Source organism: Cryobacterium algoricola, from assembly GCF_004402485.1.
Classification (GTDB): domain Bacteria; phylum Actinomycetota; class Actinomycetes; order Actinomycetales; family Microbacteriaceae; genus Cryobacterium; species Cryobacterium algoricola.
In genome coordinates this window covers 334,039-360,886 of sequence record NZ_SOFG01000011.1, presented here as the reverse complement: position 1 = coordinate 360,886, position 26,848 = coordinate 334,039, and the positions used below count along the sequence as shown (strand labels likewise).

At 68.1% G+C, this 26,848-nt stretch carries 19 protein-coding genes; 13 read left to right on the top strand and 6 right to left on the bottom strand.

Annotated features, from left to right (window positions below; all coding sequences use genetic code 11):
• Positions 1–56: 56 nt before the first annotated feature.
• The 5 genes from xylA to E3O44_RS08415 form a co-directional block, all read right to left on the bottom strand.
• Entirely contained in the window at positions 57–1,250 is a 1,194-nt protein-coding gene (gene xylA / locus E3O44_RS08435; protein ID WP_134534299.1) for a xylose isomerase, read from the bottom strand.
• 209 nt (positions 1,251–1,459) lie between these two features.
• Complete coding sequence (locus tag E3O44_RS08430) at positions 1,460–3,856, bottom strand: beta-xylosidase/alpha-l-arabinosidase (protein WP_134534297.1); 2,397 nt, start codon at positions 3,854–3,856, stop codon at positions 1,460–1,462.
• Between the two features lie 2 nt (positions 3,857–3,858).
• Complete coding sequence (locus E3O44_RS08425) at positions 3,859–4,677, bottom strand: carbohydrate ABC transporter permease (protein ID WP_134446835.1); 819 nt, start codon at positions 4,675–4,677, stop codon at positions 3,859–3,861.
• Positions 4,677–5,594 carry a carbohydrate ABC transporter permease gene (locus E3O44_RS08420; protein ID WP_134534295.1) on the bottom strand — a complete coding sequence of 306 codons (918 nt, stop codon included), beginning with the start codon at positions 5,592–5,594 and terminating at the stop codon, positions 4,677–4,679. The genes E3O44_RS08425 and E3O44_RS08420 overlap by 1 nt, the downstream gene beginning before the upstream one ends.
• A 10-nt stretch (positions 5,595–5,604) precedes the next feature.
• The gene (locus E3O44_RS08415; RefSeq protein ID WP_134534293.1) at positions 5,605–6,912 is read right to left on the bottom strand and encodes an ABC transporter substrate-binding protein; all 1,308 of its coding nucleotides are present in this window, start codon (positions 6,910–6,912) and stop codon (positions 5,605–5,607) included.
• 135 nt (positions 6,913–7,047) lie between these two features.
• Between E3O44_RS08415 and E3O44_RS08410 the strand changes: the two genes are divergently transcribed.
• Entirely contained in the window at positions 7,048–8,076 is a 1,029-nt protein-coding gene (locus E3O44_RS08410; RefSeq protein ID WP_134534291.1) for a LacI family DNA-binding transcriptional regulator, read from the top strand.
• Between the two features lie 81 nt (positions 8,077–8,157).
• On the opposite strand, the gene E3O44_RS08405 is transcribed toward E3O44_RS08410, so the two are convergent.
• Positions 8,158–9,747, bottom strand: coding sequence for a glycoside hydrolase family 43 protein (locus tag E3O44_RS08405; protein WP_134534289.1), 1,590 nt, complete (start codon positions 9,745–9,747; stop codon positions 8,158–8,160).
• Between the two features lie 162 nt (positions 9,748–9,909).
• Between E3O44_RS08405 and E3O44_RS08400 the strand changes: the two genes are divergently transcribed.
• The 12 genes from E3O44_RS08400 to E3O44_RS08345 all read left to right on the top strand — a co-directional run bounded on the left by E3O44_RS08400 (position 9,910) and on the right by E3O44_RS08345 (position 26,836).
• A complete protein-coding gene (locus tag E3O44_RS08400; protein WP_134534287.1) occupies positions 9,910–10,944 on the top strand; it encodes a LacI family DNA-binding transcriptional regulator in 1,035 nt (344 codons plus the stop codon).
• Between the two features lie 137 nt (positions 10,945–11,081).
• Positions 11,082–12,365: a diguanylate cyclase domain-containing protein gene (locus E3O44_RS08395; RefSeq protein ID WP_134534285.1), complete on the top strand. Its 1,284-nt coding sequence runs from the start codon at positions 11,082–11,084 to the stop codon at positions 12,363–12,365.
• Between the two features lie 296 nt (positions 12,366–12,661).
• Positions 12,662–13,990 carry an extracellular solute-binding protein gene (locus E3O44_RS08390; RefSeq protein WP_134534283.1) on the top strand — a complete coding sequence of 443 codons (1,329 nt, stop codon included), beginning with the start codon at positions 12,662–12,664 and terminating at the stop codon, positions 13,988–13,990.
• 111 nt (positions 13,991–14,101) lie between these two features.
• Positions 14,102–15,109 carry a carbohydrate ABC transporter permease gene (locus tag E3O44_RS08385; RefSeq protein WP_134534281.1) on the top strand — a complete coding sequence of 336 codons (1,008 nt, stop codon included), beginning with the start codon at positions 14,102–14,104 and terminating at the stop codon, positions 15,107–15,109.
• A gap of 2 nt (positions 15,110–15,111) precedes the next feature.
• Complete coding sequence (locus E3O44_RS08380) at positions 15,112–16,020, top strand: carbohydrate ABC transporter permease (protein WP_134534279.1); 909 nt, start codon at positions 15,112–15,114, stop codon at positions 16,018–16,020.
• Positions 16,020–18,374 carry an alpha-xylosidase gene (yicI, locus tag E3O44_RS08375; protein ID WP_134534278.1) on the top strand — a complete coding sequence of 785 codons (2,355 nt, stop codon included), beginning with the start codon at positions 16,020–16,022 and terminating at the stop codon, positions 18,372–18,374. The genes E3O44_RS08380 and yicI overlap by 1 nt, the downstream gene beginning before the upstream one ends.
• Entirely contained in the window at positions 18,371–19,816 is a 1,446-nt protein-coding gene (locus E3O44_RS08370; RefSeq protein WP_134534276.1) for a GH1 family beta-glucosidase, read from the top strand. Before yicI ends, E3O44_RS08370 begins: the two co-directional genes overlap by 4 nt.
• Before the next feature lie 359 nt (positions 19,817–20,175).
• A complete protein-coding gene (gene chvE / locus E3O44_RS08365) occupies positions 20,176–21,297 on the top strand; it encodes a multiple monosaccharide ABC transporter substrate-binding protein (protein ID WP_134534274.1) in 1,122 nt (373 codons plus the stop codon).
• A 117-nt stretch (positions 21,298–21,414) separates the two neighbouring features.
• Complete coding sequence (gene mmsA, locus E3O44_RS08360) at positions 21,415–22,944, top strand: multiple monosaccharide ABC transporter ATP-binding protein (RefSeq protein WP_134534272.1); 1,530 nt, start codon at positions 21,415–21,417, stop codon at positions 22,942–22,944.
• Positions 22,945–22,950: 6 nt separating this feature from the next.
• Positions 22,951–24,138, top strand: a complete 1,188-nt coding sequence (gene mmsB / locus E3O44_RS08355; RefSeq protein ID WP_134534270.1) for a multiple monosaccharide ABC transporter permease — start codon at positions 22,951–22,953, stop codon at positions 24,136–24,138.
• 54 nt (positions 24,139–24,192) lie between these two features.
• Positions 24,193–25,371, top strand: a complete 1,179-nt coding sequence (locus E3O44_RS08350; RefSeq protein WP_134534268.1) for an ROK family transcriptional regulator — start codon at positions 24,193–24,195, stop codon at positions 25,369–25,371.
• A gap of 205 nt (positions 25,372–25,576) precedes the next feature.
• Positions 25,577–26,836, top strand: coding sequence for a multidrug effflux MFS transporter (locus E3O44_RS08345; protein WP_241976176.1), 1,260 nt, complete (start codon positions 25,577–25,579; stop codon positions 26,834–26,836).
• Positions 26,837–26,848: the final 12 nt, after the last annotated feature.

Below are 26,848 nucleotides of genomic sequence, written 5' to 3'. Positions count from 1 at the left end.
TGTCGCGCCCCCCAGATGAGCGTGACACGCCGGCCGGGGCGCGCGGGTGTGCGGTGCTAGTTGCGGGCGCCGAGCAGGTGCTCGAGCGCCAGCTGCTGCAGGCGGACGAAGCCGAAGCCCTTGCCACCGAAGTACGCGTCGGTGTCGAAGTCCTCGTAGGAGGCGCGGTCGGCGAGCAGGTCGTCGTAGGTCTCGCCTTCGCCGAGGGTCGGCAGCGCGAGGTCGGGCACCTTGGCCGCGGCGAGCATCTGCTGCACCTCGGGGTCGGCACGGAAGGACGCGGCGCGTTCCTTGAGCAGCAGGTAGGTCTGGATGTTGGCCTTGGCGGAGTCCCAGACGCCCGTGATGTCCTCGGTGCGGCTCGGCTTGTAGTCGAAGTGGCGCGGGCCTTCGTAGGTCTGGCCGCCGTTCGGGCCGCCGTTTTCGAGCAGGTCGACGAGGGCGAAGGCGTTGTGCAGGTCGCCGTGGCCGAAGACGAGGTCCTGGTCGTACTTGATGCCGCGCTGGCCGTTGAGGTCGATGTGGAACAGCTTGCCCTGGTACAGCGCCTGGGCGATGCCGGCGGCGAAGTTGAGCCCGGCCATCTGCTCGTGGCCGACCTCGGGGTTCACGCCGACCATTTCGGGGCGCTCGAGGGTCGTGATGAAGGCCATCGCGTGGCCGATCGTTGGCAGCAGGATGTCGCCGCGGGGTTCGTTCGGCTTCGGTTCGATCGCGAAACGGATGTCGTAGCCCTTGTCGGTGACGTAGTCGCCGAGCAGGTTGACGGCCTCACGGTAACGCGAGAGGGCCGAGCGGATGTCCTTGGCCGCGTCGTACTCTGCGCCTTCGCGCCCGCCCCACATCACGAAGGTCTTCGCGCCGAGCTCGGCCGCGAGGTCGATGTTGCGCAGCACCTTGCGGAGTGCGAAACGGCGGACGCTGCGGTCGTTCGAGGTGAAGCCGCCGTCCTTGAAGACGGGCTCGCTGAACAGGTTGGTCGTGATCATCGGGATGATCAGGCCGGTGTCCGCGCAGGCCTGCTTGACGCGGTCGATCTGCGACTGGCGCTTCTCTTCCGTGCAGCCGAACGGGAACAGGTCGTTGTCGTGGAACGTCAGGCCGTACGCCCCGATTTTCGCGAGATTCTCCACGGCGTCGACGACGTCGAGCGGCGGACGGGTCGGCCCGCCGAACGGGTCGGCTCCGTTGTAGCCGATGGTCCAGAGGCCAAAGGAGAACTTGTCTGCGGGAGTGGGCGTGATGGCCATGAGGTTCCTTGTCTGTCAGCGACGTTGATGATTTGTTGTATCTATAAACATATTAGGGGAAAAGCGGATGCGGCGCTACCGTTCCCCGACAATCGGTGCGACCCAGAATGGGCTGGTCGCGCCCACTGTTGCCATTGCCGCCGAGTGTCGCCGTTGTAGGGGCGACACTCGGCGAGAACGGCGACGAACGGTGGGCGGGCGGCGGCGGGTCAGCGCGGGGCGACGGTCGCCGCGGCCACGAGGGCGCGGGTGTGGTCGACGGTGCGCACGGGGCCGGTGAGCAGCAGCCCGAGGGCCGCCGCGAACTCCGCGCTCGAGCGCCCGAGCCGCAGCTCGAGGGCCCCTGGTTCGACGATGCGGTCGCCGGCCCTGCCCGTGAATGCGGCGAGGTCGGCGTACACCGCGAACTCGACCCGTGCGCTCGCACCCGGGTCGAGCTCGACCCGCGCGTAGCCGATCAACCGGTTCACCGGGCGGACGACCGAGGCGACCGGGTCGTGCAGGTAGAGCTGCACGACGTCCGCTCCCGCGCGGGCGCCCACGTTGGTGACCGTGAGCGTGACCGTTGTCGCGGCATCCGTGCCGATCGAGGCCTCGCCGATCGAGGCCTCCGTCCACTCGAAGTCGCTGTAGCCGAGGCCGTGGCCGAACGGGAAGCGCGCGGTCGGGTCGAGGTTGGAGACCTCGTTCCGGCTGCCGAGCGGCGAGGCGAGGTACCCGCCCGGCTGGCCGCCCGCACGGTTCGGCACGCTCACGGGCAGGCGTCCGGACGGGTTCACCCGGCCGCTGATCACGCCGGCGAGTGCGCCGGCGCCCTCCTCGCCGGGAAAGAACGACTGCAGCACGGCCGCGGCCCGGTCCGGTGCGTCGTGCAGGAAGTACGGGCGACCGGCGACGAGCACGGTCACGACGGGGGTTCCGGCCGCGAGGACCGCGTCGAGCAGCGGCCACTGCCGGCCGGGCAGCTCGAGCGACTCGGCGTCGCAGCCCTCCCCGCTGGTCCCGCGCCCGAAAAGGCCGGGACGGTCGCCGAGCACGACGATCACGAGGTCGGCGTCTGCGGCGGCGTGCACCGCGACGGCGATGCCCGTCTCGTCGGTCCCGTCCACGGTCACGCCGGGGGAGTACGTCACGGTTGCCGCGGGGTATTCGCGGCGGATGGCCTCGAGCACGGTGCGGATCTCGATGCCGATCGGCACCTCGGGGTGCAGGGTGCCGACGTGGCCGGGGAACGAGTAGCAGCCGAGCAGGTTGAGCGCGTCGTCGGCGTTGGGGCCGACGACCGCGATCCGCAGCGGTGCGGCAGCGGATGCCGGTGCGACCGGCAGCAGCCCGTCGTTCGTGAGCAGCACGACCGATTGCTCGGCGATCCGGCGCGCGACGCTCCGGCTGGCGGCGGGATCGAGGTCGACCCGTCCGCGGACGGCCTCGACGTCGGCGAGATCGAGGTCGGTCCAGCCGGCGGGGAGCGCGGACCAGTCCGCGTCGAGCAGGCCGAGGTCGAGCTTCTGCAGCAGCACGCGCCTCGCGGCACGGTCGATGTAGTCGCTCGAGAGCCGCCCGGCCTCGATCTCGGCGAGGAGCGGTTCGGCGAAGGTCTTGACGGTCGGCAGCTCCACGTCGACGCCGGCGCGCAGGGCCTGCGCCGCGGCATCCCCCCAGGTCTCGGCGATCGAGTGCAGCGTCTTGAGGAAGGCGATGCCGAAGTAGTCGGCGACGACCGTCCCGGTGAAGCCCCAGGTGTCGCGGAGGAGCCCGGTGAGCAGAGTCGGGTCTGCGGCCGTCGGCACGCCGTCGATGTCGGTGTACGCGTGCATCACGGAGCGGACCCCGCCCTCGCGCACCGCCATCTCGAACGGCGGGACGAGCACGTCGTTGAATTCGCGGCGGCCGATCGAGACCGGGGCGAGGTTGCGACCGGCCTTCGACGCGGAATAGCCGATGAAGTGTTTGAGGGTCGCGACGATGCCGGCGGATTCGAGGCCGCGCACGTAGGCGGTCGCGATGGTGCCGACGAGGGTCGGGTCCTCCCCGATGGTCTCCTCGACGCGGCCCCAGCGGGCGTCGCGCACGACGTCGAGCACGGGGGCGAGGCCCTGGTGCACGCCGACGGAGCGCATGCTCGCGCCGATGCGGCCGGACATCTCCTGCACGAGGCCGGGGTTGAAGGTCGCGCCCCAGGCCAGCGGCACCGGGTATGCGGTCGCGCCCCACGCGGTGAAGCCGGCGAGGCATTCCTCGTGCGCGAGGGCGGGGATGCCGAAGCGGCCGGCCGCGACGATGCGGCGCTGGCTGCGCACGAGCGAGACGACGCCGACGGCGGCGTCGACGGGTCCGGAGCCGAACGGCCGGGTCAGCTGTCCGAGGCCGTGAGGCAGGAGGGCGTCGAGGTCGAGGGCATCCTCCATGTCGTGCTGGTACGGGGCTACGCCGCCGCCGTCGTTGGAGGCGCCGACCCAGACGCCGTAGAGCTGGGCCACCTTCTCGCGCAGCGTCATCGCGGCGAGGAGGGCGTCGACGCGCTCGGCGGGGGAGCGTGCCACGTCCTGCCAGGCGGGCGTTGCGGCATCCGTCTGGGACGGAACGGGGGACAGGGTGTCGGTCATTATTACTTTCCTCCGACGCCCATGAGGCCCTGAACGAGGGCGCGCCGGGCGAATAGGTACACGAAGAGAACCGGGAGCATCGAGAGCAGCACGGCCGCCATCAGCCCGGGGATGTTGACGCCGTACTGCGACTGGAAGTCGAACAGTCCGAGCGTGATCACCTTGGTCGAGGCCGACTGGGTCAGGATCAGGGGGAAGAGGAACCCGTTCCACGCCTGCAGCGCGGAGAAGACGATGATCGTCGAGATGCCGCTCTTGGAGAGGGGCAGCACGAGCTGGAAGAAGCTGCGCATCGGCGTCGCGCCGTCCATGGCCATGGCCTCGTAGAGCTCAGGGGTGATGTCGCGCATGCTGCCGGTCAGGATCAGGGTGCAGATCGGCAGGCAGAACGCCGCCGTCGGCAGGATGATGCCGATCAGGCTGTCGTAGAGCCCTGCGACCGAGATCAGGTAGAAGATCGGCACGATGACGGCCTGGGCCGGGATCGCGAGCCCGAGCAGGAAGGTGCGGAAGATCAGCGAGATGCCCCGGCTCCGGCTGCGGACGACCGCGTAGGAGAGCGGCGGGACGACGAGCACGACGATCGCGACGACACTCACCGTGACGATGACGGTGTTCCACACGTAGGTGAGGAAGCCGCCCGTGACGAGGGCGCCGAAGTTGTCGAGAGTGAACGAGCTCGGCAGGGAGAGCGGGCCGGCGGATGCGTAGCCCTGCTGGGTCTGGATCGTCGCCGTGACCATGACATAGATCGGGACGAGGACGATCAGGAGCCAGATGATGCTGCCGGCACCGGCGAAGTAATTCGGTCTGGGCTTCATCAGATGCCTTCCTGGGCGCTGTTCATCTTGTCGTAGCCGGTGGCCCTGACCATGATGAGCGAGATGGCCGTCGCAATGACCACGAGGACGAGCGCGATCGCGCTGCCGACGCCGAAGTCGAACGACTGGAACGCCTTCCGGTACATGTAGTACGGCGTGATCGTGGTGTCGGTGCCCGGCCCGCCCTTGGTCAGGATGAGCACGGTGTCGAAGGTGGTGAGGCCGCCGACGACCATCAGGATGCCTGAGGTCACGATGGTGTTGCGCAGCTGCGGCAGGGTGATGCTGAAGAACTTGCGCATCGTGCCTGCGCCGTCGATCTCGGCGGCCTGGTACAGCACGGGCGGGACCGACCTGGCCGCGCCCTGGTAGAGCAGGGTGTGCAGCGGAGTGAACTGCCAGGCGCCGACGAAGGTGAGCACGGCGATCGCGCCGGCCTGACTGCCGAGCAGGTTGCCGTCGCCGCCGAAGATCCCGGCCAACTGGCCGGGGATGCCGAAGTTGGGGTCGAGCAGGGCCCGCCACAGCACGGAGACGGCCGCGGAGGAGAGCAACAGCGGGATGAAGTAGATCGCGGAGAGAACGGCGCGGTTCTTCTGCTGGCCGGCGGCCCAGACGCCGAGCAGGATGCTCAGCGGGGTCTGGATGACGACGCCGAGCACGGTGAGCAGGGCGCTCAGCCACAGGCTCTGCATCATGACCTTGTCGCCGAGGAGCTTGTTCCAGTTGTCGAGTCCGTTGAACTCGGGAGAGCCGAGGCCGCTCCAGCTGGTGAAGGACATCACCGCGACGCCGATGAGGGGGACGATCGCGAAGAGTGCGAAGAAGACGGTGGCGGGGAGGGCCCAGGCGAAGCCCGGGCGGCCCACGTTGGGGCCGCCCGAGTGCCGTGAGCGCCCGGTGGTTGGACGCTTCATGTTCAGTTACCTAGAGTGCCTGCATCGCGGAGATGAAGCCCGCGACGTCGAGCTTGCCGGTGAAGAACTGCGAAACCGCGGTCTTCATGTCGGCGGACGCCGACTGGGGGTATGCCTGGTCCCAGGACAGCTGGAACGCGGGGGCATCCTTGACCAGGTTGAACTGGAAGGTCGCGTATGCCGGGTCGGCGGCCTGGTCGAGGAACTTCTCGGTCGTGGTCGTCGTGGGAAGGTTGCCGATTCCGAGCTGCGCCTGGACGAACTCGTCGGAGTACATCAGCTTCAGGAAGTCGCGGGCGGTGTCCGGGTAGCGGGTGGCCTTGATGACCGAGTAGTAGTTGTTCGTGTTTCCGACCAGGTCTGCGCCGTCACCCTTGCCGTCGGCGATCGACGGGAAGCCGGTGTAGCCGAGGTTGGTTTCGGTCCACGCCTTGTCCGCGGTCTGCTGGGTGGAGTACTCCCACGAGCCCATGAGCTCGAAGGCGGCCTTGCCGGTGCGGAGCAGTGCGGGCGAGCCGCCGTCGACGAAGCTCACGGAGTCGAAGTTGGTGCCGAAGGCGCCCGCGTCGATGAGGGTCTTGAGCTTGGTGAGTGCTGCCTTGCCGTCAGCGGAGTCCCAGACGGTGGTGTCGCCGCCGATGGCCTTCGTGAGGAGGTCGGGGCCGGCAACGCGGTCGAAGAGGTACTCGAACCACATCAGGGTCGGCCACTGGTCGGCGCCGCCGAGGGCGATCGGGGTGATGCCCTTGGCGGTGAGGACCTTGACGCTGGCGAGCAGGTCGTCCCACGTCTTCGGGGCGGTGATTCCCGCATCCGTCAGGACCTGCTTGTTGTTGAACAGGATGACCGGCTGGGTGCCGCGCATCGGGATGCCGTACGGCACCCCGTCGATCGCGGCGGCGTTGAAGACGGAGGGCAGGAAGCTCGACTCGAGGGCCGGGTCCGTTTTGATCATGTCGGTGAGGGGGAGGAGGAGGTTGGCCTTGACGAACGGCTGGATGCTGCCGCCGCCCCAGTTGAAGAAGACGTCGGGCGCCGCGTCGGTGCTGATGATCGTCTGGAGCTTCTGCTGGTAGTTCGCGCCGGGGATCCGGTCGAGGATGACCTGGACCTTGGAGGTGGCGTTGAATTTGTCGACCATGGCCTGCTCGACGGTGTTGCCGGCATCTCCGTAGACGGCGACGTGGATGACATTTTCCGGTCGGTTGCTGTTTGCTGTGCTGCCTCCCGCGCCGGAGCACGCGGAGAGCGTGACTCCCAACGCGAGTACTGCGGATGCGGCGACGGCTCGCTTGAGCCACCTGCTCGTGTTCGACATTGAACGCCTCTCGAAAGTTTCGGCGAAGTTGCCGAAAGTGATTAGGATGACTGGAGTCTATGGCGCAGGTTTTGTTGCGTCAAGCTACAAACCAAATGGATGCACGGGGCCGAGGCTTCGGGGAAGAATGAGCCCATGTCGATCGTCGAAGAAGGCCGGGAGAGCCCGGACCGCGTGACCCTCTCGGCGATCGCCGCGCTCGCGGCCGTGTCGCTCTCCACCGTGTCCAAGGTGCTCAACGGACGCGGAGACGTCGCCCCGGCGACGCGCACCCGGGTCGAGGACCTGCTCTCCCGCAACGGGTACAGCCGGCGGGGCGATGCCGCGGCCTCTGCCCCCCTGCTCGAGCTCGTCTTCCACGAACTCGAGAGCGTCTGGGCGATCGAGATCATCCGCGGTGTCGAGCGCGTCGCGCGGGCGAACGGGCTGAGCATCGTGCTCACCGAGAGCGGCGACCGGCACGCGCCGTCCGTCGAGTGGATCGACGGTGTGATCGCCCGCAACCCCGTCGGGGTGATCCTGGTCTTCTCCGACCTCTCCGGCGAGCAGAAGCAGAAGCTCGCGACCCGCGGCATCCCCTTCGTCGTCGTCGACCCGGCGGGCGAGCCGACCCCCGACGTGCCCTCGATCGGGTCCGCGAACTGGTCCGGCGGCCTCGCGGCCACCCGGCACCTGATCGACCTCGGGCACACCCGGATCGGCATGATCGGGGGACCCGTCGACATGCTCTGCTCGATCGCCAGGATCGGCGGCTACCGGGCAGCGCTCGACGCGGCCGGCATCGCCTATGACGCCTCCCTCGTGCTCGACGGCGACTTCCACCCGGAGGGAGCCCGGGTGCGCGCGGTCGAGCTGCTCGAGCGGCCCGACCGGCCGACCGCCATCTTCGCGGGGAGCGACCTCCAGGCGATGGGCGTCTACGAGGCGGCGCGGGCGCTCGGGTTGCTCATCCCGGCCGATCTCTCGGTCGTCGGCTACGACGACCTCCCGCTCGCACGGTGGGTCGGGCCGCCGCTCACGACGATCCGGCAGCCGCTCACCGAGATGGCGGAGGCCGCGGCGAACCTCGCGGTCAGCATGCGGCATTCCCCCGGCGGCACCGTGCAGCGGATGGACCTCGCGACGAGCCTCGTCACCCGCCAGAGCACGGCCCCGCTCGCCTGACGAATTCGACGGACTTTTTGGGTTTTTTGCGCGTGAGAGCGCGTTTGAAGCGCTTTCCGGGCAAAATCTCCGTCGAATCGGTTAGGGGAGGGGCGCGTAGTCGAAGGCGGTGATCGTGACCGGGTGACCGGGTTCGCCGCTCACGAAGGGCCCGACGAGGGTGCCCACGAAACCGCCGGCGCGTTCGGTCGTCAGGAGGGCGGCATCCGTCAGGGCGACGACCCGCGTCTCGCCGGCGACCGTGACCGCGAAGTCGATCCCCGCCGCCGACAGCTCGGCGGTGAGTCCAAGCTGGGAGTCTGCCGCGACGGGGCCGATCGGCACCCTGCCGAGGACCGTGTCGACCCCGTCCGCGCGCGCGATCGCGGTCGCGGCCCAGCCGGCCGGCGCGAGCGCGAGCTCGAGGCGCAGCCCGAAATCCCCGCTCTGCCGGAGGGCGAGCCCGGCCGTGACCCCCGGGTGCGGCAGCATCAGGCGGATGCCGGCACGCACGTCGGGATGCCGCAGCCGATACCCGAGGAACGCGGCCGGCGTCCCCGTCACGGGCTGTGGTGCCGATGTCAGTGCCGACCCCGCAGCGGCCGTGGCCTGGGGTGCCGGCGCAGGAGACTCGAGGTGCAACCCGGCCGCCGAGGTCCGTGCTCCCGGCACCGGCCCGCGGGCGCCGAGCCAGTGCGCCGCGAGCGGCCCGGGTGGGAACGTGTCGTGCAGTTCGGCCGGGGTGGGCGCATCCGCGCTCGTGAACGGGGTGCTGCCGCGCTCGCCGAGCCGGCCGGCGCCCGGGTTGAACACGGGCCAGCCGGACTCCCAGGCGACGGGTGCGAGGAAGGTCTCCCGGCCGAGCACGTGCCCGCCCGCGCGGCTGCGAACCCCGAGGGCAAGCGCCCACCAGGAGCCGTCCCCGGCCTCGACGAGGTCGGCGTGGCCGACGTTCTGCACGGTCGCGGTGGCACCCAGCTGGCGGTGGCTGAGGATCGGGTTGGCGGGGTTCCCAACGTATGGGCCGGTGACGGACCGGGATCTGGCGACCGAGACGGCGTGGTTCCGCTCGGTGCCGCCCTCCGCGGCGACGAGGTAGATCCACCCGTCGTGCGCGTAGAGGTGCGGGCCTTCCGCCCACACGGCACCCGCGACCGCGCCAGTCCAGAGGATGTACTCCTGGCCGAGGAGCCTCTCGGCGATCGGGTCGAGCTCACGGAGCCAGATCTCGGTCTGGCCGGGGTATGCGCCGGGCTCGGCGAGGCGGCAGCCGGCCCACCAGGCCCTGCCCTCGTGGAAGAAGATCGTCGGATCGATGCCGCGTGCGCCCTCGAGGAAGACCGGATCGGACCACGGGCCCGCCGGGTCGGTCGCGGTCAGGAGGAACGACGCGTCCGCTCCGCCGCCGACGACCGTGCAGGCGAGGAAGAACACGCCGTCGTGGTGGCGCAGGGTCGGCGCGTAGAGGCCACCGGAATCCGGCACCCCGGCGAGGTCGAGCAGGGCGGCCTGGCCGGGGCGGTCGACCGCGTGGCCGACGGGCGTCCACGTGACGAGGTCGGTGCTCGAGTGCAGCGGGAGGCCCGGAAAATACTCGAAGGACGAATTGGCGAGGTAGAACGTGTCGCCGACCCGGCAGACCGAGGGATCCGGGTACATTCCGGGCAGGACCGGATTCGTGAAGACCGTCATGCTTGACCACCCTAGTGATCGGACCGACGGCAGCCGTGCCCCGCGGCCCGGTTTAGTCGATTCTCGCAACAAATCGACGAGTGGGTGGTTCTGGCCCGGTGCGGCATGGGCCAGACTGTGCGTCAAGACATTTATTATCGGGGTGGAAGCGAGGTCGGCGTCATGGCGAGCATCCACGATGTCGCCCGGGTCGCCGGGGTCTCGATCAGTACGGTGTCCTACGCGCTGTCCGGCAAGCGGTCGATCGCGGCATCCACCCGGGCGCGCGTGCTCGACGCCGTCGAGAGCCTCGGCTATCGTCCGAACGCCGGGGCGAGGATGCTCGCGGGCACCCGCACCAACATCTTCGCCCTCACGGCGCCCTTTCACGCGGACACCTATGCGCCGGCGCACATGGCCTTCGTGCTCGCGGTCGCGCAGGCCGCCAGGGCCCACGACTACGACGTGCTGCTGCTCACCCAGGACGAGGCGACGAACGGCCTGCGCCGGGTGGCGTCGAGCAGACTCGTCGACGGCATCATCGTGCTCGACGTCGCGGGCGACGACGACAGGGTCGCGGTCATCCGCGAGCTCGGCGTGCCGTCGACCTTCATCGGGGTTCCGCGGGATGCTGCCGGTCTCGTCTGCGTGGACCTCGACTTCGAGGCCGCTGCGGCGCTCGCGGTCGAGAAGCTGGCAGCAGCCGGGCACCGGTCGATCGGACTGATCGGGCACTCTCCCGGTGTCTACGCCCGCGGCTCGAACTTCCCGCCCCGGTTCCGCGACGGTTTCTTCGCGGCCGCGGCGGCCCGGGGGATCGAGACGGCGTTCGCGATGCCGGAGCGGGACGGTCCGAGCGCGCGGCTCGCGCTCGATGCCCTCTACCGCGACTGCCCCGACATGACGGCCGTCGTCCTCCACGCCGAGGAGACCGTGCAGGCCGCCGTGCTGGACGTGCTGCGCGAACGCGGCCTGCGGGTGCCCGGGGACCTCTCGGTGCTCTCTGCGTGCGCGAGCTTCGAGACCGACCACTTCGAGCCGCCCCTCGACACGATCCCGCTCGTCGCCGCCGACTCCTGCACGCGGGCGGTGGACCTCGCGATCGAGCAGGTGGGTGGACCGATCGAGCCTCGCATCGAACTCGTTCCTCCGCGCTTCTACGAGCGCGGCTCCATCGCGCCGCCACGCACCCGGTCGTCGGCCTCCCCGCGCCCCTGACCTCCCCGCTCGTCACGGGTGGGGCCCCGCTGCCCGATATCCGGGCGGAACGATGCAGGCCGTCCCGTGCCCTGTAACCTCAACGAGGGGGAGCTTCGACGGGTTTCCGTCGTCGTATCCCGCGGGCAAAGGTGACGATGGAAGACTACGAGGCACTCGTGGCTGAACGCGACCTTCTGCGAACCGCCATGGACCGGGTGCCGGCGCTGATCGGGCATTGGAACAGGGACCTCCGCTGTGACCTCGCCAACACCGCGTACGGCACGCTCCTCGGCGGCGACAGCGTGTCCATGCGCGGCCTGCACATGCGTGAGGTACTCGGCGCCGAGCTCTATTCGGCCAACGAAGCAATGGCGCAGGACGCGCTCGCGGGGATTCCCCAGCACTTCGACCGCGTCGTCGTCGACCCCGGCGGCGTGACGCGCCACCTGCAGGTCGACTACCAGCCGGACGGCGCCGGCGGCTTCTTCGTGCAGGTCGCAGACGTCTCGGAGCGGGCCGTGGTGCAGGAGCGTCTCGCGGAGGCCATCGAATTCCAGACCGCCGTCCTCGAGACCACGCCCGACCTGATCACCGTGTTCGATCTCGAGGGGCAGAAGCTGCTCTGGGCCTCCCGGTCGCTGGGTGAGACCTACGGGTACACCATGGATGACCTCTCCGACCCGGCCGGCCAGGCCAAAGCGGTTCCGGACTCCGACCGCGCGATCTACCGGGATGCGCAGGAGCGGGTGGGGCGCGCCCTCGACCACGAGGTCGTGCACTGCCGGCACCGGATGACGACGAGCGACGGGCGCACCCTCTGGGTCGAGCGGGGGCTGACCCCGTTCAAACGCAACCCGGCGGGCGGTGTCAACCAGTACCTGAGCGTGACGCGTGACATCACGGGACTCGTCCACGCTGAGCGCCAACTCGAACGGGCCGCGAACCACGACGACCTGACCGGCCTGCCCAACCGCCGGCAGTTCATCTCCGCCTTCGAGGAGGCCGTCGGCCGGGAGTCCGGGGAGGTGGCGCTGATCTACTGCGACCTCGACGACTTCAAGTCCATCAATGACCGGCACGGCCACGGCGTCGGCGACGCCGTGCTGCGCGTCGTCGCCGAGCGGCTGAGCGCCGTGGTCCGGCCGAGCGACCTCGTCGCGCGCCTCGGCGGCGACGAATTCGTCATCCTGATCACCGGCGGCATTCCCGAGGCGTCCGCCCTCGTCGAGCGCGTCACTGAGCGGATGCGCCCCGTGTTCCCGATCGGAGAGCTCACGCTGGCCGTCCGGGCCAGCATCGGCGTCGCCATCGGGGCGCCCGGCGCGAGCGCGGAAGACCTGTTCGCGCTCGCGGACGCGGACATGTACCGGATGAAGCCGGGTTCTCCGCGGCGCGATCTCCGCGCGCGGGTGCGCCGCGCCGCCGTCGGCCGTCGCTGAAGCCCTGAGGTGTCGCATATCGAGGTTCAACCCGCGTGTGAACCTCGATATGCGACACCTCAGGCGGGAGGAATCGGGGGATGACGGTCGGGGGACGCTCGTGCGACGCGGATATGTTGCGAATATCAACAAACAGCTTGTGCCGGCATCCGCGGGCCCCTATGCTTCAAAGCGACCCACTGTCGAAGCGTTTCGGCAGACGATAGGCACAGCAATTATCGAAGCGTTTCGATTCGCTCGCGCTGGGGTCGTCATCGGCGACAGGAATCGGTGTCGCCACTACAAGGAGGTAGAACGTGAGATTAGGAAAGCGCGCCCTCGCTGTCGTCGCACTGACGGCAGCAGCGGCACTCTTGACCGGCTGTGCCAGCGGTTCGAGCGGCGGATCGACAACCGCAGCGAGCAGCGGGCCGGTCGATGGCACCGGCAAGACCCTGACCCTCTGGGACTTCGAGTCCGACACCAGTGCGATGGGAATCGCCTGGAATGCGGCGATCAAGGTCTTCGAGAAGGAGACCGGCGCGAAGGTGAAGTTCGAGGCCAAGAGCTTCGAGCAGATCCGTTCGACCGCGAGCCAGGTCCTCAACTCCGACCAGGCCCCCGACATCCTCGAGTACAACAAGGGAAACGCCACCGCCGGCCTGCTCGCCAGCCAGGGGCTGCTCAGCAACCTCGACGACTACGTCAGCCAGTACGGCTGGGACGCCAAGCTCGCCCCCTCCCTCCAGACCACCGCCAAGTACGACGAAAACGGCATCATGGGCTCCGGCTCCTGGTACGGCGTTCCGAACTACGGCGAATTCGTCGAGGCCTATTACAACAAGGACATGTTCGCGAAGTACAACGTCGCGATCCCGACAACGCAGGCCGAGTTCGAAGCCGCACTGAAGACCTTCAAGGACGCCGGGATCACCCCGCTGGCCGAGTCGGCAGCCGAGTACCCGCTCGGCCAGCTCTGGTACCAGCTCGCGCTGACCAAGGCAGACCGCAGCTTCGTCAACGACTACCAGCTCTACACCGGTGACGTCGACTGGCAGGGCAAGGAACTCACCTACGCGACCAACACCATCAAGGACTGGACCGACAAGGGGTACATCTCCAAGGACGCCACCGGGACCAAGGCAGAGGATGCCGGCACCGCGTTCATCGCGGGAACGAGCCCGATCTTCTTCTCCGGCAGCTGGTGGTACAACCGCTTCACGACGGAGATCAAGGGCTTCAACTTCGGCACCTTCCTCTACCCCGGCGCCACGATGTCTCCCGGATCCAGCGGAAACATGTGGGTCGTCCCCGAGAAGGCCAAGAACAAGGACCTCGCCGCCGCATTCATCGACATCACGATGCGCCCGGAGATCCAGGCCCTGATCGGCAACAACGGCGGCGTCCCCGTCGCCGCGAACGCCGCGGACATCACCGACCCGAAGAGCCAGGAACTGATTGCCAACTTCAACACGCTCACCGCGCGCGACGGCATCGGCTTCTACCCCGACTGGCCCACCCCGACCTTCTACGACCAGCTGAACGCCGGCCTGCAGGAGCTCATGAACGGTACCAAGTCGTCCAAGGACGTGCTGACCGAACTCGGCACCCAGTACAACGACGGCATCAAGGACATCAAGAAGTAGTCCGCCGCGGGTCGCGCCGTCCCTGGCGCGACCCGCACCCCCTCTTCCTGCCGCGCCCGCCCAGGCTTTGTGGCTGCGCGGCAGACCCCTGAACTGAAGAAAGGCAAGGCGATGGTTACGACAGCCCCGCTGGCCACTGAGACAACCGAATCGCACCCGCCCCGGCCGGGCAGACCCGCGGGCAAGCGTGTTCGCCGCGCACCCGTGCAGAGCCTCATCCCCGGTGCGAGCGGCAAGGGTTTCTGGCTCTACCTGGTGCCGGGCCTGCTCCTGCTCACCATCATCGTCCTGGTTCCGCTCGGCTGGAACTTCTTCCTGACCTTCACCAAGTACCGCGGCATCAAGCCGCCGGTCTGGATCGGCCTCGACAACTGGACCAAGCTCTTCGGCGACGACGTGTTCTGGACCTCGTTCGGCAACTCGGTCGCCATGATCGTGGCCATGGTTGTGGTCCCGACCCTGCTGGGTCTCGTGCTCGCCGCGATGCTCTTCGACCTCGTCGGCAAGAAGTTCGGCGGCAAGGTCGCGAGCTTCCTCCGCGCCACCTACTACCTCCCGCAAATCCTGCCGACCGTGATCGCGGCGATCGTGATCGGCTGGATCCTCCGCCCGGAGAACGGCGCTCTCAACCAGGTGCTCGGCGCCATCGGGCTCGGCGGTCTCGAGCACAACTGGCTCGGCAGCCCGGACACCGCGATGGCCTGCATCATGGTCATCATGATCTGGGTCCAGCTCGGCTACCCGATCGTGATCTTCATGGCCGCCCTCCAGCGCGTCGACCCCGAGCTCTACGAGGCCGCTGAGCTCGACGGCGCCAACTGGTTCCAGCGGTTCCGCGCGATCACCGTCGGAATCATCCGCCCGGAGATCTTCGTCGTGACCCTGACCTGCACGATCGCGGCCCTCAAGGTGTTCGGCCCGATCTACGCCCTCACCCGCGGCGGGCCGGGCACATCGACCATGGTGCCGAGCTACTACTCGTACAGCGAGTTCTTCCAAAACCAGCAAGTCGGCTACGGCGCAACGATCGCCACGGCCCTCACCGTCGTGGTCGCCGTCGTCGCGATCATCTTCATCACTTTCCAGACCCGGCTCGAGCGCCAGGACGAGGAGCGCTAGCCATGACCACCCTGACCGAGAAGATCCGTCCCCGCCACGATTCCGGCGCAACGGAGCCCAAGCCGCTCAAGCTGCCCAAGGTGCACACTCGCAAGACCACCGGCGACTGGGTGATCCTGTTCGTCGCCATCATCATCGGCCTGTTCATCGCGATCCCGTTCGTGATGATCGTGATCAACTCCTTCAAGTCGCCGGCCGACTACAACAGCTCCGGCCCCCTCGCCCTGCCGAGCAACCTCTACTTCGACGGAATCATCAACTTCTGGACCAGGGTCAACTTCCCCGAAAAGCTCTGGAACAGCGTCGTCATCTCGAGCGTCGTCGCCGTGGCCGCCGTGCTGCTGTCGATGTTCAACGCCTACGCGATCGGGATCGGCCGCATCCGCGGCCGCACCTGGATCGTCGTGCTGATCCTGCTCGCCAACATGGTGCCGCAGGAGGCCCTGCTCTACCCGCTCTACTTCATGTTCAAGCAGGTCGGCCTGTACGACAACATCTGGGCCGTCATCATCATCTTCACGGTCATTCAGAGCGCCTTCGGCACCTACCTGCTGTCGAGCGTCTACGGGACGTTCCCGAAGGAGATGCTCGAGGCGGCCTCGCTCGACGGTGCAAGCCGCTGGCAGATCCTCTGGCGCGTCGTCTTCCCGATCAGCCGGTCGACCCTCGCGGTGCTCCTGATCTTCTTCTTCATCTGGACCTGGAACGAATTCCTGATCCCGTTGACGTTCCTGGTCAGCAACGCGAACCAGACGGTCCCGGTTGCGATCAGCGTGCTGCAGGGCGACCGCCTGATGGACGTCACGACCACGAGCGCATCGGCACTGCTCGGCCTGCTGCCGACGCTCATCTTCTTCCTCATCTTCCAGCGCACGCTGACGCGTGGCATTACCGCAGGAGCAGTCAAGTAATGAAGTTCACCGATGGATTCTGGCACGTGCGTCCCGGCGTCACGCCGCTCTATGCGCAGGAGGCGTACGACCTCGAGGTCGTGCCGGCGGCGACGGGCGACGGCGACGCCTTGCGGATCGACGCCCCCACCAAGGTCATCGCCCACCGCGGCGACGTGCTCAACCGGGCCCTGCTCTCAGTGACGCTGTCCTCCCCGCTGCCCGGCGTGATCCGGGTGCGGGTGGCCAAGGACACCGGCGGGTCGACGGAACCCGGCTTCGAACTCGACGGCGCCGTCACCGGCAGCGGCGTCGTGTCCGTCGACGCGGACGGGGGAAGCGTCACGAGCGGCCCCCTGACCGCGCGCATCGACCGGGGGAGCCCCTGGAGCCTCCGCTTCGAGGCCGACGGACGCACCCTGACCGAGAGCGGACCGAAATCGATCGGCTACCTGCAGCTCGCCGACGGTGCCCCGATCGCGGCGGAACCCACCGGGGTCTCCGGCGTCACGGAGACCGGGCTCGCCCCCGCATCCGCGTACGTGCACGCCCGGCTCGGGCTCGGCGTCGGCGAACTCGTCTACGGTCTCGGCGAACGCTTCGGCCCGCTCGTGAAGAACGGCCAGACCATCGACATCTGGAACGCCGACGGCGGCACGTCGAGCGAGCAGTCCTACAAGAACATCCCGTTCTACCTCACCAACCGGGGCTACGGCGTGCTCGTCAACCACGCGGAGCACGTCTCCTTCGAGGTCGGTACCGAGTCGGTCGAGCAGGTGCAGTTCTCCGTCGCGGGAGAGTACCTCGAGTACTTCGTGATCTACGGGCCGACACCCAAGGAGATCCTCGGCCGCTACACCGAGCTGACCGGGCGCCCGGCCCAGGTGCCTGCCTGGTCGTACGGCCTCTGGCTGTCGACCTCCTTCACGACCCAGTACGACGAGGCCACGGTCAACTCGTTCATCGACGGCATGGCCGAACGCGACCTGCCGCTCTCGGTCTTCCACTTCGACTGCTTCTGGATGCGCGAATTCAACTGGACCGACTTCGAGTGGGACCCCCGGGTGTTCCCGGACCCCGAGGGCATGCTCGCCCGCCTGCACGGCAAGAACCTGCACGTGAGCGCCTGGATCAACCCGTACATCGCCCAGCGCGCGCCGATCTTCGCCGAGGCCCAGGCGGCCGGCTACCTCGTCAAGCGGGCCGACGGCACCGTCTGGCAGTGGGACTTCTGGCAGGCCGGCATGGGTCTCGTCGACTTCACCAACCCGGATGCCGTCACCTGGTTCCAGGGCAAGCTGCGGCACCTGCTCGACCAGGGTGTCGACGCCATCAAGACCGACTTCGGCGAGCGGATCCCGCTCGACGTGGTCTGGCACGACGGCTCCAGCCCTGAGCGGATGCACAACTGGTACACCCAGCTCTACAACGCCGCCGTGTTCGAGGTGCTCCAGGAGCACCACGGCGTCGGCGACGCGGTGCTGTTCGCGCGCTCCGCGACCGTCGGCGGCCAGAAGCAGCCGGTGCACTGGGGCGGGGACAACTCCTCGAGCTACGAGTCGATGGCCGAGACCCTGCGTGGCGGGCTCTCGCTTGCCCTCTCCGGCTTCGGGTTCTGGAGCCACGACATCGGCGGCTTCGAAGGTATGCCGAACGCGGCCGTGCTCAAGCGCTGGCTCGCCTTCGGCCTGATGTCGAGCCACTCCCGGCTGCACGGTTCCACGAGCTACCGGGTGCCGTGGGTCTTCGACGACGGCACCGAGGAACCGGGCCAGAGTGCCGTCGACGTCACCCGTCGTTTCACGAAGCTCAAACTTTCGCTGATGCCCTACCTCTACCAGGTGGGCCTCGAGGCGCACCGCACCGGAATCCCCTTCATGCGCCCGATGCAGCTCGAGTTCGCCGGCGACCCCGCCGTCGACTATCTCGACCGCCAGTACCTGCTCGGCAACGACCTGCTCGTCGCACCGGTGTTCAGTGAGGCCGGCGACGTGTCGTACTACCTGCCGGCCGGAACCTGGACGAACTACCTGACCGGCGAGACCGCGACCGGGCCGGTCTGGCGCAGGGAGACCCACGCGTTCGACAGCATCCCGTTGTGGGTGCGGGAGGGCGCCGTGCTCGTGACGGGCGCGAGGGACGACCGGCCGGACTACGACTACGCCGAGGACGCCCTGGTCACCGTCTACCCCGGCGGCGAGGCCACCAGGACCGTGCTGGTCACGGATCCGCTCGGCGATTCCGTCGTGACCTTTACGATTGTGGAAGACGGCAACGGGGTCACGGTGCAGAGTGACTCGGACGCCGCATTCCGCGCCCGACGCGCGGGAGGCGACACCTCAGCATCCGCAGACCGAAAGGCCACCCTCTCATGACCCTTTCCCACCAGGGCGACCCGGACTACCGCGACTCTGGGCTGAAATTCCCCGACGGGTTCATCTTCGGATCGGCGACGGCCGCCTACCAGATCGAGGGGGCCGTCGCCGAGGACGGCCGGGGCCCGTCGATCTGGGACACCTTCAGCCACACGCCGGGCACGATCCTGAACGGCGACACCGGAGACAAGGCGAGCGACCACTACCACCACCTCGAGGAAGACCTCGACCTGATGCAGCGGCTCGGGCTGCACGCGTACCGGTTCTCGATCTCGTGGTCCCGGATCCAGCCCAGCGGGCGCGGGCCGGTCAACGAGAAGGGCCTCGCGTTCTACGAGCGGCTCGTCGACGGGCTGCTCGCCCGCGGCATTCGCCCGATCGCGACGCTCTACCACTGGGACCTGCCGCAGGCGCTGGAGGACGAGGGCGGCTGGACCAACCGGGAGACCGCGTACGCGTTCGCGGAGTATGCGCGGATCATGGGCTCGGCGCTCGGCGACAGGATCGACACCTGGACGACGCTCAACGAGCCGTGGTGCTCCGCCTACCTCGGCTACGGCTCCGGGGCGCACGCGCCCGGACACACCGATGGGGCGGAGGCCTTGACCGCGGTGCACCACCTCAACCTCGCCCACGGGCTCGCGATCACGGAGCTCAGGAAGGTCGTCACGAACGACCCGGACTTCTCGATCACTCTCAACCTGCACGTCGTGCGCGGCGAGGGCCCCGGCGGGCCGGAGGCCGTGCGGCAGATCGACGGCCTCGGCAACCGGGTCTTCCTCGGCCCGCTCCTGACGGGCGCATACCCGGCGGATGTCCTCGCGGACACCGCGGGGATCACCGACTGGTCCTTCGTGCGGCCTGGTGACACCGAGATCATCCGCCAGCCGATCGACGTGCTCGGCGTGAACTACTACTCCACCAACCTCGTGCGGCTCTGGGACGGCGAGAACCCGCGGCAGAGCGCCGACGGCCACAAGGACGCCGAAGGCACGCCCTGGCCGGGCGCCGACCGGGTCGAGTTCGTGCAGCAGGCCGGCCCGTACACCGATATGGGCTGGAACATCGAGCCGGCGGGCCTCGAGGAACTGCTCGTGTCGCTCAGCGAGGAATACCCGGACCAGCCGCTCATGATCACGGAGAACGGCGCCGCCTTCCCGGACACCCTCGTGCAGGAGGCCGACGGTGCCGCCGTGCACGACCCGCTGCGCACAGACTACCTGCAGCGGCACTTCACCGCCGCGCACCGCGCCCTCGCGCGCGGAGTCGACCTGCGCGGGTACCAGGTCTGGTCGTTCATGGACAACTTCGAGTGGGCATACGGCTACTCGAAGCGATTCGGCATCGTCTACGTGGACTACGACACCGAGGTGCGCACCCCCAAGGACAGCGCCCTCTGGTACGCGAAGCTCGTCGCCACGGGGATCATCCCCGCCGCCTGACGCGCGTTTTCGGGCCTGCGCGCCCGTCGCGCCGTTTCGCGCCAGGCAGGCCTGGCGCGAAACGGCGCAACAGGCGCGGGCGGGAATGCTGCTGTGGCGCGCCTTGAAAACCGTGCACACCTGCGGTTTTAGCGATTCTGACAACTATTCGATAACGGTGTCGAATTCTCACGTTGTAATTGCCAGATATGTGTCCCCGGCCCGAAAGAGGGGGGTGACCCGGGCGCGAATTCGGGTATATGTTGGGTGCATCAACATAAGCGCGCGTCGCAGCGTTGATGACAGCGTTACAAGGGGGTAATGGTGGTTTTCCTGCCGCCTCCTCGTGCGATCACAGCATTCAGAGCAGAAAGCAGATCATGACGAAAACCAAGAGGCTGTTCACGATTGTCGCTACGGGGGCCGTTGCGCTCTCGCTCGCGGCGTGTTCAACGGCCACCACATCCGGGACCGGAAGCACCACTGCGGCAATCGCGGACTGCAACGTCGGCATCTCGATGCCGACCCGCAGCCTCGAGCGCTGGATCAACGACGGCGAAGGCCTCAAGACCAAGCTCGAAGGAGCCGGCTGCACCGTCGACCTCCAGTACGCAGACAACAAGACCGACCAGCAGATCAGCCAGATCCAGAACCAGGTCGCCGGCGGGGCCAAGATCCTCGTCGTCGCAGCGATCGACGGCAAGGTGCTCGCACCGGCGCTCGCCGATGCGAAGAAGCAGAAGGCCACGGTCATCGCCTACGACCGCCTGATCAACGGGACAGCCGACGTCGACTACTACGCGACGTTCGACAACTACAAGGTCGGCCAGCTCCAGGGTGAGTTCATCGAGAAGCAGCTCGGCCTCAAGGACGGCAAGGGTCCGTTCAACCTCGAGCCGTTCGCCGGCAGCCCCGACGACAACAACGCCAAGTTCTTCTTCTCCGGCGCGTGGGACGTGCTCCTGCCCTACGTGGAGAGCGGCAAGCTGGTCGTCCCGAGCGGCAAGGCTCCGAAGACGAACGACGCATGGACCACCATTGGCATCCAGGGTTGGGCTTCTGACAAGGCCCAGGCCGAGATGGACAACCGGCTCTCCTCGTTCTACGGCAACGGCGCCAAGGTCAACGTCGTGCTGTCCCCGAACGACAGCCTCGCTGTCGGCATCGAAGCATCCCTGAAGTCGGCCGGCTACGTCGCCGGAGCCGACTACCCGCTCATCACGGGTCAGGACGCCGACAAGGCCAACGTCAAGGCCATCCTCGCGGGCACGCAGTCGATGACCGTCTGGAAGGACACCCGTACCCTCGGTGCCCAGGTCTTCACTATGATCCAGTCGATCGCGGCCGGAACAACGGTCGAGGTCAACGACACCAAGACGTACGACAACGGCAAGAAGGTCGTCCCGTCCTACCTGCTCGCGCCTGAGGTCGTCACGAAGGACCTCGTGCAGACGAAGCTCATCGATTCCGGGTTCATCAAGGCATCGGACGTCGGCCTCTAAGCCGTACCGAAGAAACCGAATTCCGTACCGACTGCGGTGGTGGCGGGGCCCTGGGCTCCGCCACCACTGCGGTCCGTACGCACCCGAACGACGAATTCGCTGACAGGAGCGACACAAATGAACGGTCCGATTCTTCGGATGATCGACATCGGGAAAGAGTTCAGCGGGGTCAAGGCCCTCGACTCGGTCACCCTCGAGGTCGAACGCGGCAAGGTCCACGGCATCTGCGGTGAGAACGGCGCAGGCAAGTCGACGTTGATGAAGGTGCTGAGCGGCGTCTACCCGCACGGTAACTACACCGGCACGATCGAATTCGAGGGGGAAGAGGCCCAGTTCCGATCGATCAACGACAGCGAAGCGGTCGGGATCGTCATCATCCACCAGGAACTCGCGCTCAGCCCGTACCTCTCGATCGCCGAGAACATCTTCCTCGGCAACGAGAACGCCACCCGCGGCGTCATCGACTGGAACAAGACCAACCTCGAGGCCGCGAGCCTGCTCGCCCGGGTCGGACTCGATGAGAACCCGGCCACGAAGGTGCTCGAGCTCGGCGTCGGCAAGCAGCAACTCGTGGAGATCGCGAAGGCGCTGTCGAAGCGGGTCAAGCTCCTCATCCTCGATGAGCCGACCGCCGCACTCAACGACGAAGACTCCGACCACCTGCTCGACCTGATCGAGCACCTCCGTGGCCAGGGCATCACCTGCATCATCATCTCCCACAAGCTCAAGGAGATCCGTCGGATCGCGGACACGGTCACCGTGATCCGGGACGGCAAGACGATCGAGACGATCGACATGCACGGTCCAGATGCGACCCAGGCCCGCATCATCCGCTCGATGGTCGGACGAGACCTCAACAGCATGTTCCCGCCCCGGGAGCCGAAGATCGGCGCAGAGATCCTCCGGGTCGAGGACTGGAACGCGTACCACCCCGTCGACACCGCCAGGAAGGTCGTCGACAACGCCTCGTTCACCGTGCACGCTGGCGAGGTCGTCGGCTTCGCCGGGCTGATGGGCGCCGGCCGCACCGAACTCGCCATGAGCATCTTCGGACGCTCATACGGCACGAACATCACCGGCCGGGTCTTCAAGAACGGCGAGGAGATCTCGGTGCGCACGGTCGACGAGGCCATTCGCAACGGAATCGCGTACGCGACGGAAGACCGCAAGAAGTACGGGCTCAACCTGATCGGCGACATCACCGTGAACGTCTCGGCCGCGGCGTTGGCGACCCTCGCCAGGTTCGGCGTGATCGACCGCCACCGCGAGTACAAGGTCGCGGACGAATACCGCAGGCGGATGAACATCAAGGCACCGAGCGTCTCCTCGATCACCGGGCAGCTCTCCGGCGGCAACCAGCAGAAGGTGGTGCTGTCGAAGTGGGTCTTCACCGGACCCGACGTGCTCTTCCTCGACGAACCGACGAGAGGCATCGACGTCGGCGCCAAATACGAGATCTACGGCATCATCAACGAGCTCGCGGCGGCAGGCAAAGCCGTCGTTGTCATCTCATCCGAACTGCCGGAGCTTCTCGGCATCTCCGATCGCATCTACGCGATCTCCGAGGGGCGCATCACCGGCGAAGTCGCCGCGAAGGACGCCACCCAGGAAAGCCTCATGCACCTTATGACTGCGGGAAAGGACTAGACCGCAATGACCACCACCACCCCAGCCAAGCGCAAGCCCCGGCTGGCCATCAATTTCCGCCAGTACGGCATCCTCGCCGCGCTCGTCGTCATCATCGTTCTGTTCGAAGTGCTCACGAAGGGCCGGCTGCTGCTGCCAGGCAACGTGAACAACCTGATCCAGCAGAACGCCTACGTGCTGATCCTTGCGATCGGCATGGTCGTCGTCATCATCGCCGGCCACATCGACCTCTCGGTCGGCTCGGTCGTCGCCATGGTCGGCGCGGTTTCGGCCATCGCGACGAACCAATGGGGCTTCCCCTGGTGGGCGGCCGTGCTGCTCGCCCTCGTCGTGGGTGCGGTCGTGGGCGCCTGGCAGGGCTTCTGGATCGCCTTCGTCGGCATCCCCGCCTTCATCGTGACCCTCGCCGGCATGCTGATCTTCCGCGGTCTCACCCTCGTGCTGCTGACCGGAGGCACGATCAGCGGGCTGCCGGACTCCTTCACGGCGATCGGCGCCGGCTGGCTCCCGGGAATCCTGGGTGAACTCGGCGGACGGGACACCCTGACTCTCGCCCTCGGCGCCGTCACGTGCATCGCCCTCGTCGCGCAGCAGTTGCGCACCCGTGCGACCCTGCGCCGCCTCGAGCTGCCCATGGAGTCCATCGTGCAGATGGCCGTCAAGTCCGGCATCGCCGTCATCGCGATCATGTGGCTGTCCTGGCTCCTCTCCGGCTACCGCGGCACCCCGATCATCCTGATCGTCCTCGCCGTCCTGATCCTCGGCTACACGTTCCTGTTGAACCAGACCGTCTTCGGCCGTCACGTCTACGCGATCGGCGGCAACCTCTTCGCCGCCATGATGAGCGGCGTGAAGACCAAGTGGGTCAACTTCTACGTCTTCGTCAACATGGGGGTGCTCGCGGGGCTCGCCGGAGTGGACAGCACGGCACGCGCAGGCGGCGCCGTGGCATCGGCGGGCCAGAACTACGAACTGGACGCCATCGCCGCGGTCTTCATCGGTGGCGCGGCGGTGCAGGGCGGCGTCGGAACCGTCGTCGGCGCCATCGTCGGTGGCCTCGTGATGGGCGTCCTGAACATGGGACTGTCGATCCTCTCTGTGGATGCCGCGTGGCAGATGGCCATCAAGGGCCTCGTCCTCCTGCTCGCGGTCGCCTTCGACATCTTCAACAAGCGGCGCAGCGGCGGACGCTGACCCCCGGGCGCGGGCGGTAGCCTTGTGCAACACGCGCGGACCGAGGAGTACCAAGTGCAGGGCAACAACCACGACGACATTCGTCGGCACAACCTGTCGGTCATCCTCCGCCTCGTCCATCGCAACGGGCCCACCTCCCGCGCCCAGCTGACCCGCCTCACGGGGCTGAACCGGTCGACCATCGCCGCCCTCGTCGGCGAGCTCGCCCAGCTCGGCCTCGCGGGGGAGCGCGACCCGGACTCGACGAACCAGGTCGGACGGCCGAGTCCCATCGTGCACGTGGCCGCGGCGGTCGTCGCCCTCGCCGTGAATCCCGAGATCGATGCGGTCACGATCGGGATCGTGGGCCTCGACGGAACCGTGCACCGGCGCATCCGCTACCCGACCGAGCACACCCCGAGCCCGACAGAGGCCGTCAACATCGCCGCAGCCGTCATCGACGGGATGCGGGGCGAGCTCGAGGCCCGGTTCCGCGTCGTCGGCATCGGCATCGCCGTCCCGGGCCTCGTGCGCGCCCACGACGGGCTCGTCCGGCTCGCCCCGCACCTCGGCTGGGTCGACGAACCGCTCACCGAGATGCTCGAGCAGGCCACCGGTTTCCCCGTCGTGGCCGCGAACGACGCGAGCCTCGGTGCCCTCGCCGAACGCTACTTCGGTGCGGGCAGGGGCATCACCGACCTGATTTACCTGAACGGCGGGGCGAGCGGCATCGGCGGCGGCATGATCGTCGGCGGACTGCCCGTCGGCGGCGTCGCCGGCTACGCGGGCGAGTTCGGCCACACCCGCGTGAGCGGAAGCGACCGCGTCGACTCCGCGGGGATCGCCGGCACGCTCGAGGCCGAGGTGAGCCGGGAAGAACTGCTCGCGGTGCTCGGGCTCTCCGGCTCCGGCGCGGACGCCGACGAACTCGAACGCGCCTTGCTCGCGACGGAGTCCGCCGAGGTCCAGGCCGAGGTGCACCGCCAGCTCGATTTCCTCGCCGTCGCGCTCGGCGGAGCGATCAACATCCTCAACCCGCAGCTCGTCGTGCTCGGCGGCTTCCTCGGTGCGCTCTTCAACGCGGACCCCGAACGCCTCCGCGCAGCCGTCGGCGCCTGGTCGCTGCCCTCCTCCTTCGGCAGCGTGCGGATCAGCGCGGCGGAACTCGGATCGAACCTGCTGATGATCGGGGCTGCCGAGCTCGCCTTCGAGGGGATCCTCGCCGACCCGAACGGGTTCGGCACCTCCGACTGATCCGTTCCGGCGTGTCGCCCGGCCGATCTCGGGCCTGCGGGAATAGCCGGCAGGGCGCCGGCCTTGGCACCAGTGGGTCGGAGTGTCTTTCGTCGTGTGCACCCGGACACGCGACGGGCACGGTGACGGCCCGGCTGCGCCCAGCATCCGCCGCATCCCCCCCCCCGCATCAGCCCCCAGCACACAGAGTGAGGACTCGTACGCCGTGAGCACCGCCACCGCCCCCATTTCCGTCGTCCGGCATCCGGGAGATGCCCTGACCCGGCCGCAGCGCCTGGTCTATGTGCTCGTGCTCGGAGCCCTCACCGCACTCGGCCCGTTCACGATCGACCTCTACCTGCCCGCGTTCCCTACCCTCGAGAGCGAACTCGGCGTCTCCGCCGCGGCCATCCAGCTCACGCTGACCGGAACCATGATCGGCTTCGGCTTCGGCCAACTCGTCGTCGGGCCGTGGAGCGACCGGGTCGGACGCCGCCTGCCCTTGCTCCTCGCGACCGGGTTCCATATCCTCGCGAGCGTCGGCGCCGCGCTGTCCCAGGACATCGTCTGGCTCGGCGTCTTCCGGGTGCTGATGGGCTTCGGTGCGGCGGCGGGAGCGGTCGTCGCCCTCGCGATGGTGCGCGACCTCTTCGGCGGCAAGCCGCTCGTGCGGATGCTGTCCCGGCTCGCCCTGGTCAGTGGGCTCGCCCCCGTGCTCGCCCCGGTGATCGGGTCCCAGCTCCTCCTCGTGATGAGCTGGCGCGGCATCTTCTGGGTGCTCGCCGGCTACGGGATCGTCGTCGTCGTCGCGGTCGCGTTCCTGATCGTCGAGACCCTGCCCGCGCGGGACCGCCACGCCTCCGGGCACAGCACGCTCGCCCAGCGCTACCGGGCCGTGCTCGGCGACCGCACTTTCGTCGGGGTCGCGATCATCGGCGCGATGACCTTCACCGGGCTGTTCTCCTACCTCTCGGCCTCGCCCTTCCTGTTCCAGCAGGTGTATTCCTTCAGCCCGCAGCAGTACGGCGTGCTGTTCGCGGTGAACTCGCTCGGCATCGTCGCGGGCGTGCAGCTGTCCTCGGCGCTGATGCACCGCTTCAACGTCGCCCCGCAGTGGATCGTCGCGGTCTCGACGCTCGTGCTGCTCACCGCGGCGACGGCGATCCTCGTGCTCGACCGGGCGGGTGCCGGGCTCTGGGGCACCCTCGTCCCGCTCTGGGTCTTCATCGCCGCCTGCGGGTTCACCTTCCCGTCCGTGCAGGTCATCGCGCTGAACGCCCATGGGCACGAGGCCGGGACCGCCGCGTCCCTGCTCGGAGCGGCCAACTTCGGTGTTGCCGGCCTGATCTCCCCGATCGTCGGGTTGCTCGGGGTGGGCACCGCCGTGCCGATGTCGGCGGTGATGGGCGTGACGGCCGTCGTCTCGATCGTCGTGCTGTGGACCCTCGTGCGGCCACGGTCGCTCGGGACGCTCGACGCGGCCTGACCTCGGAGCCGC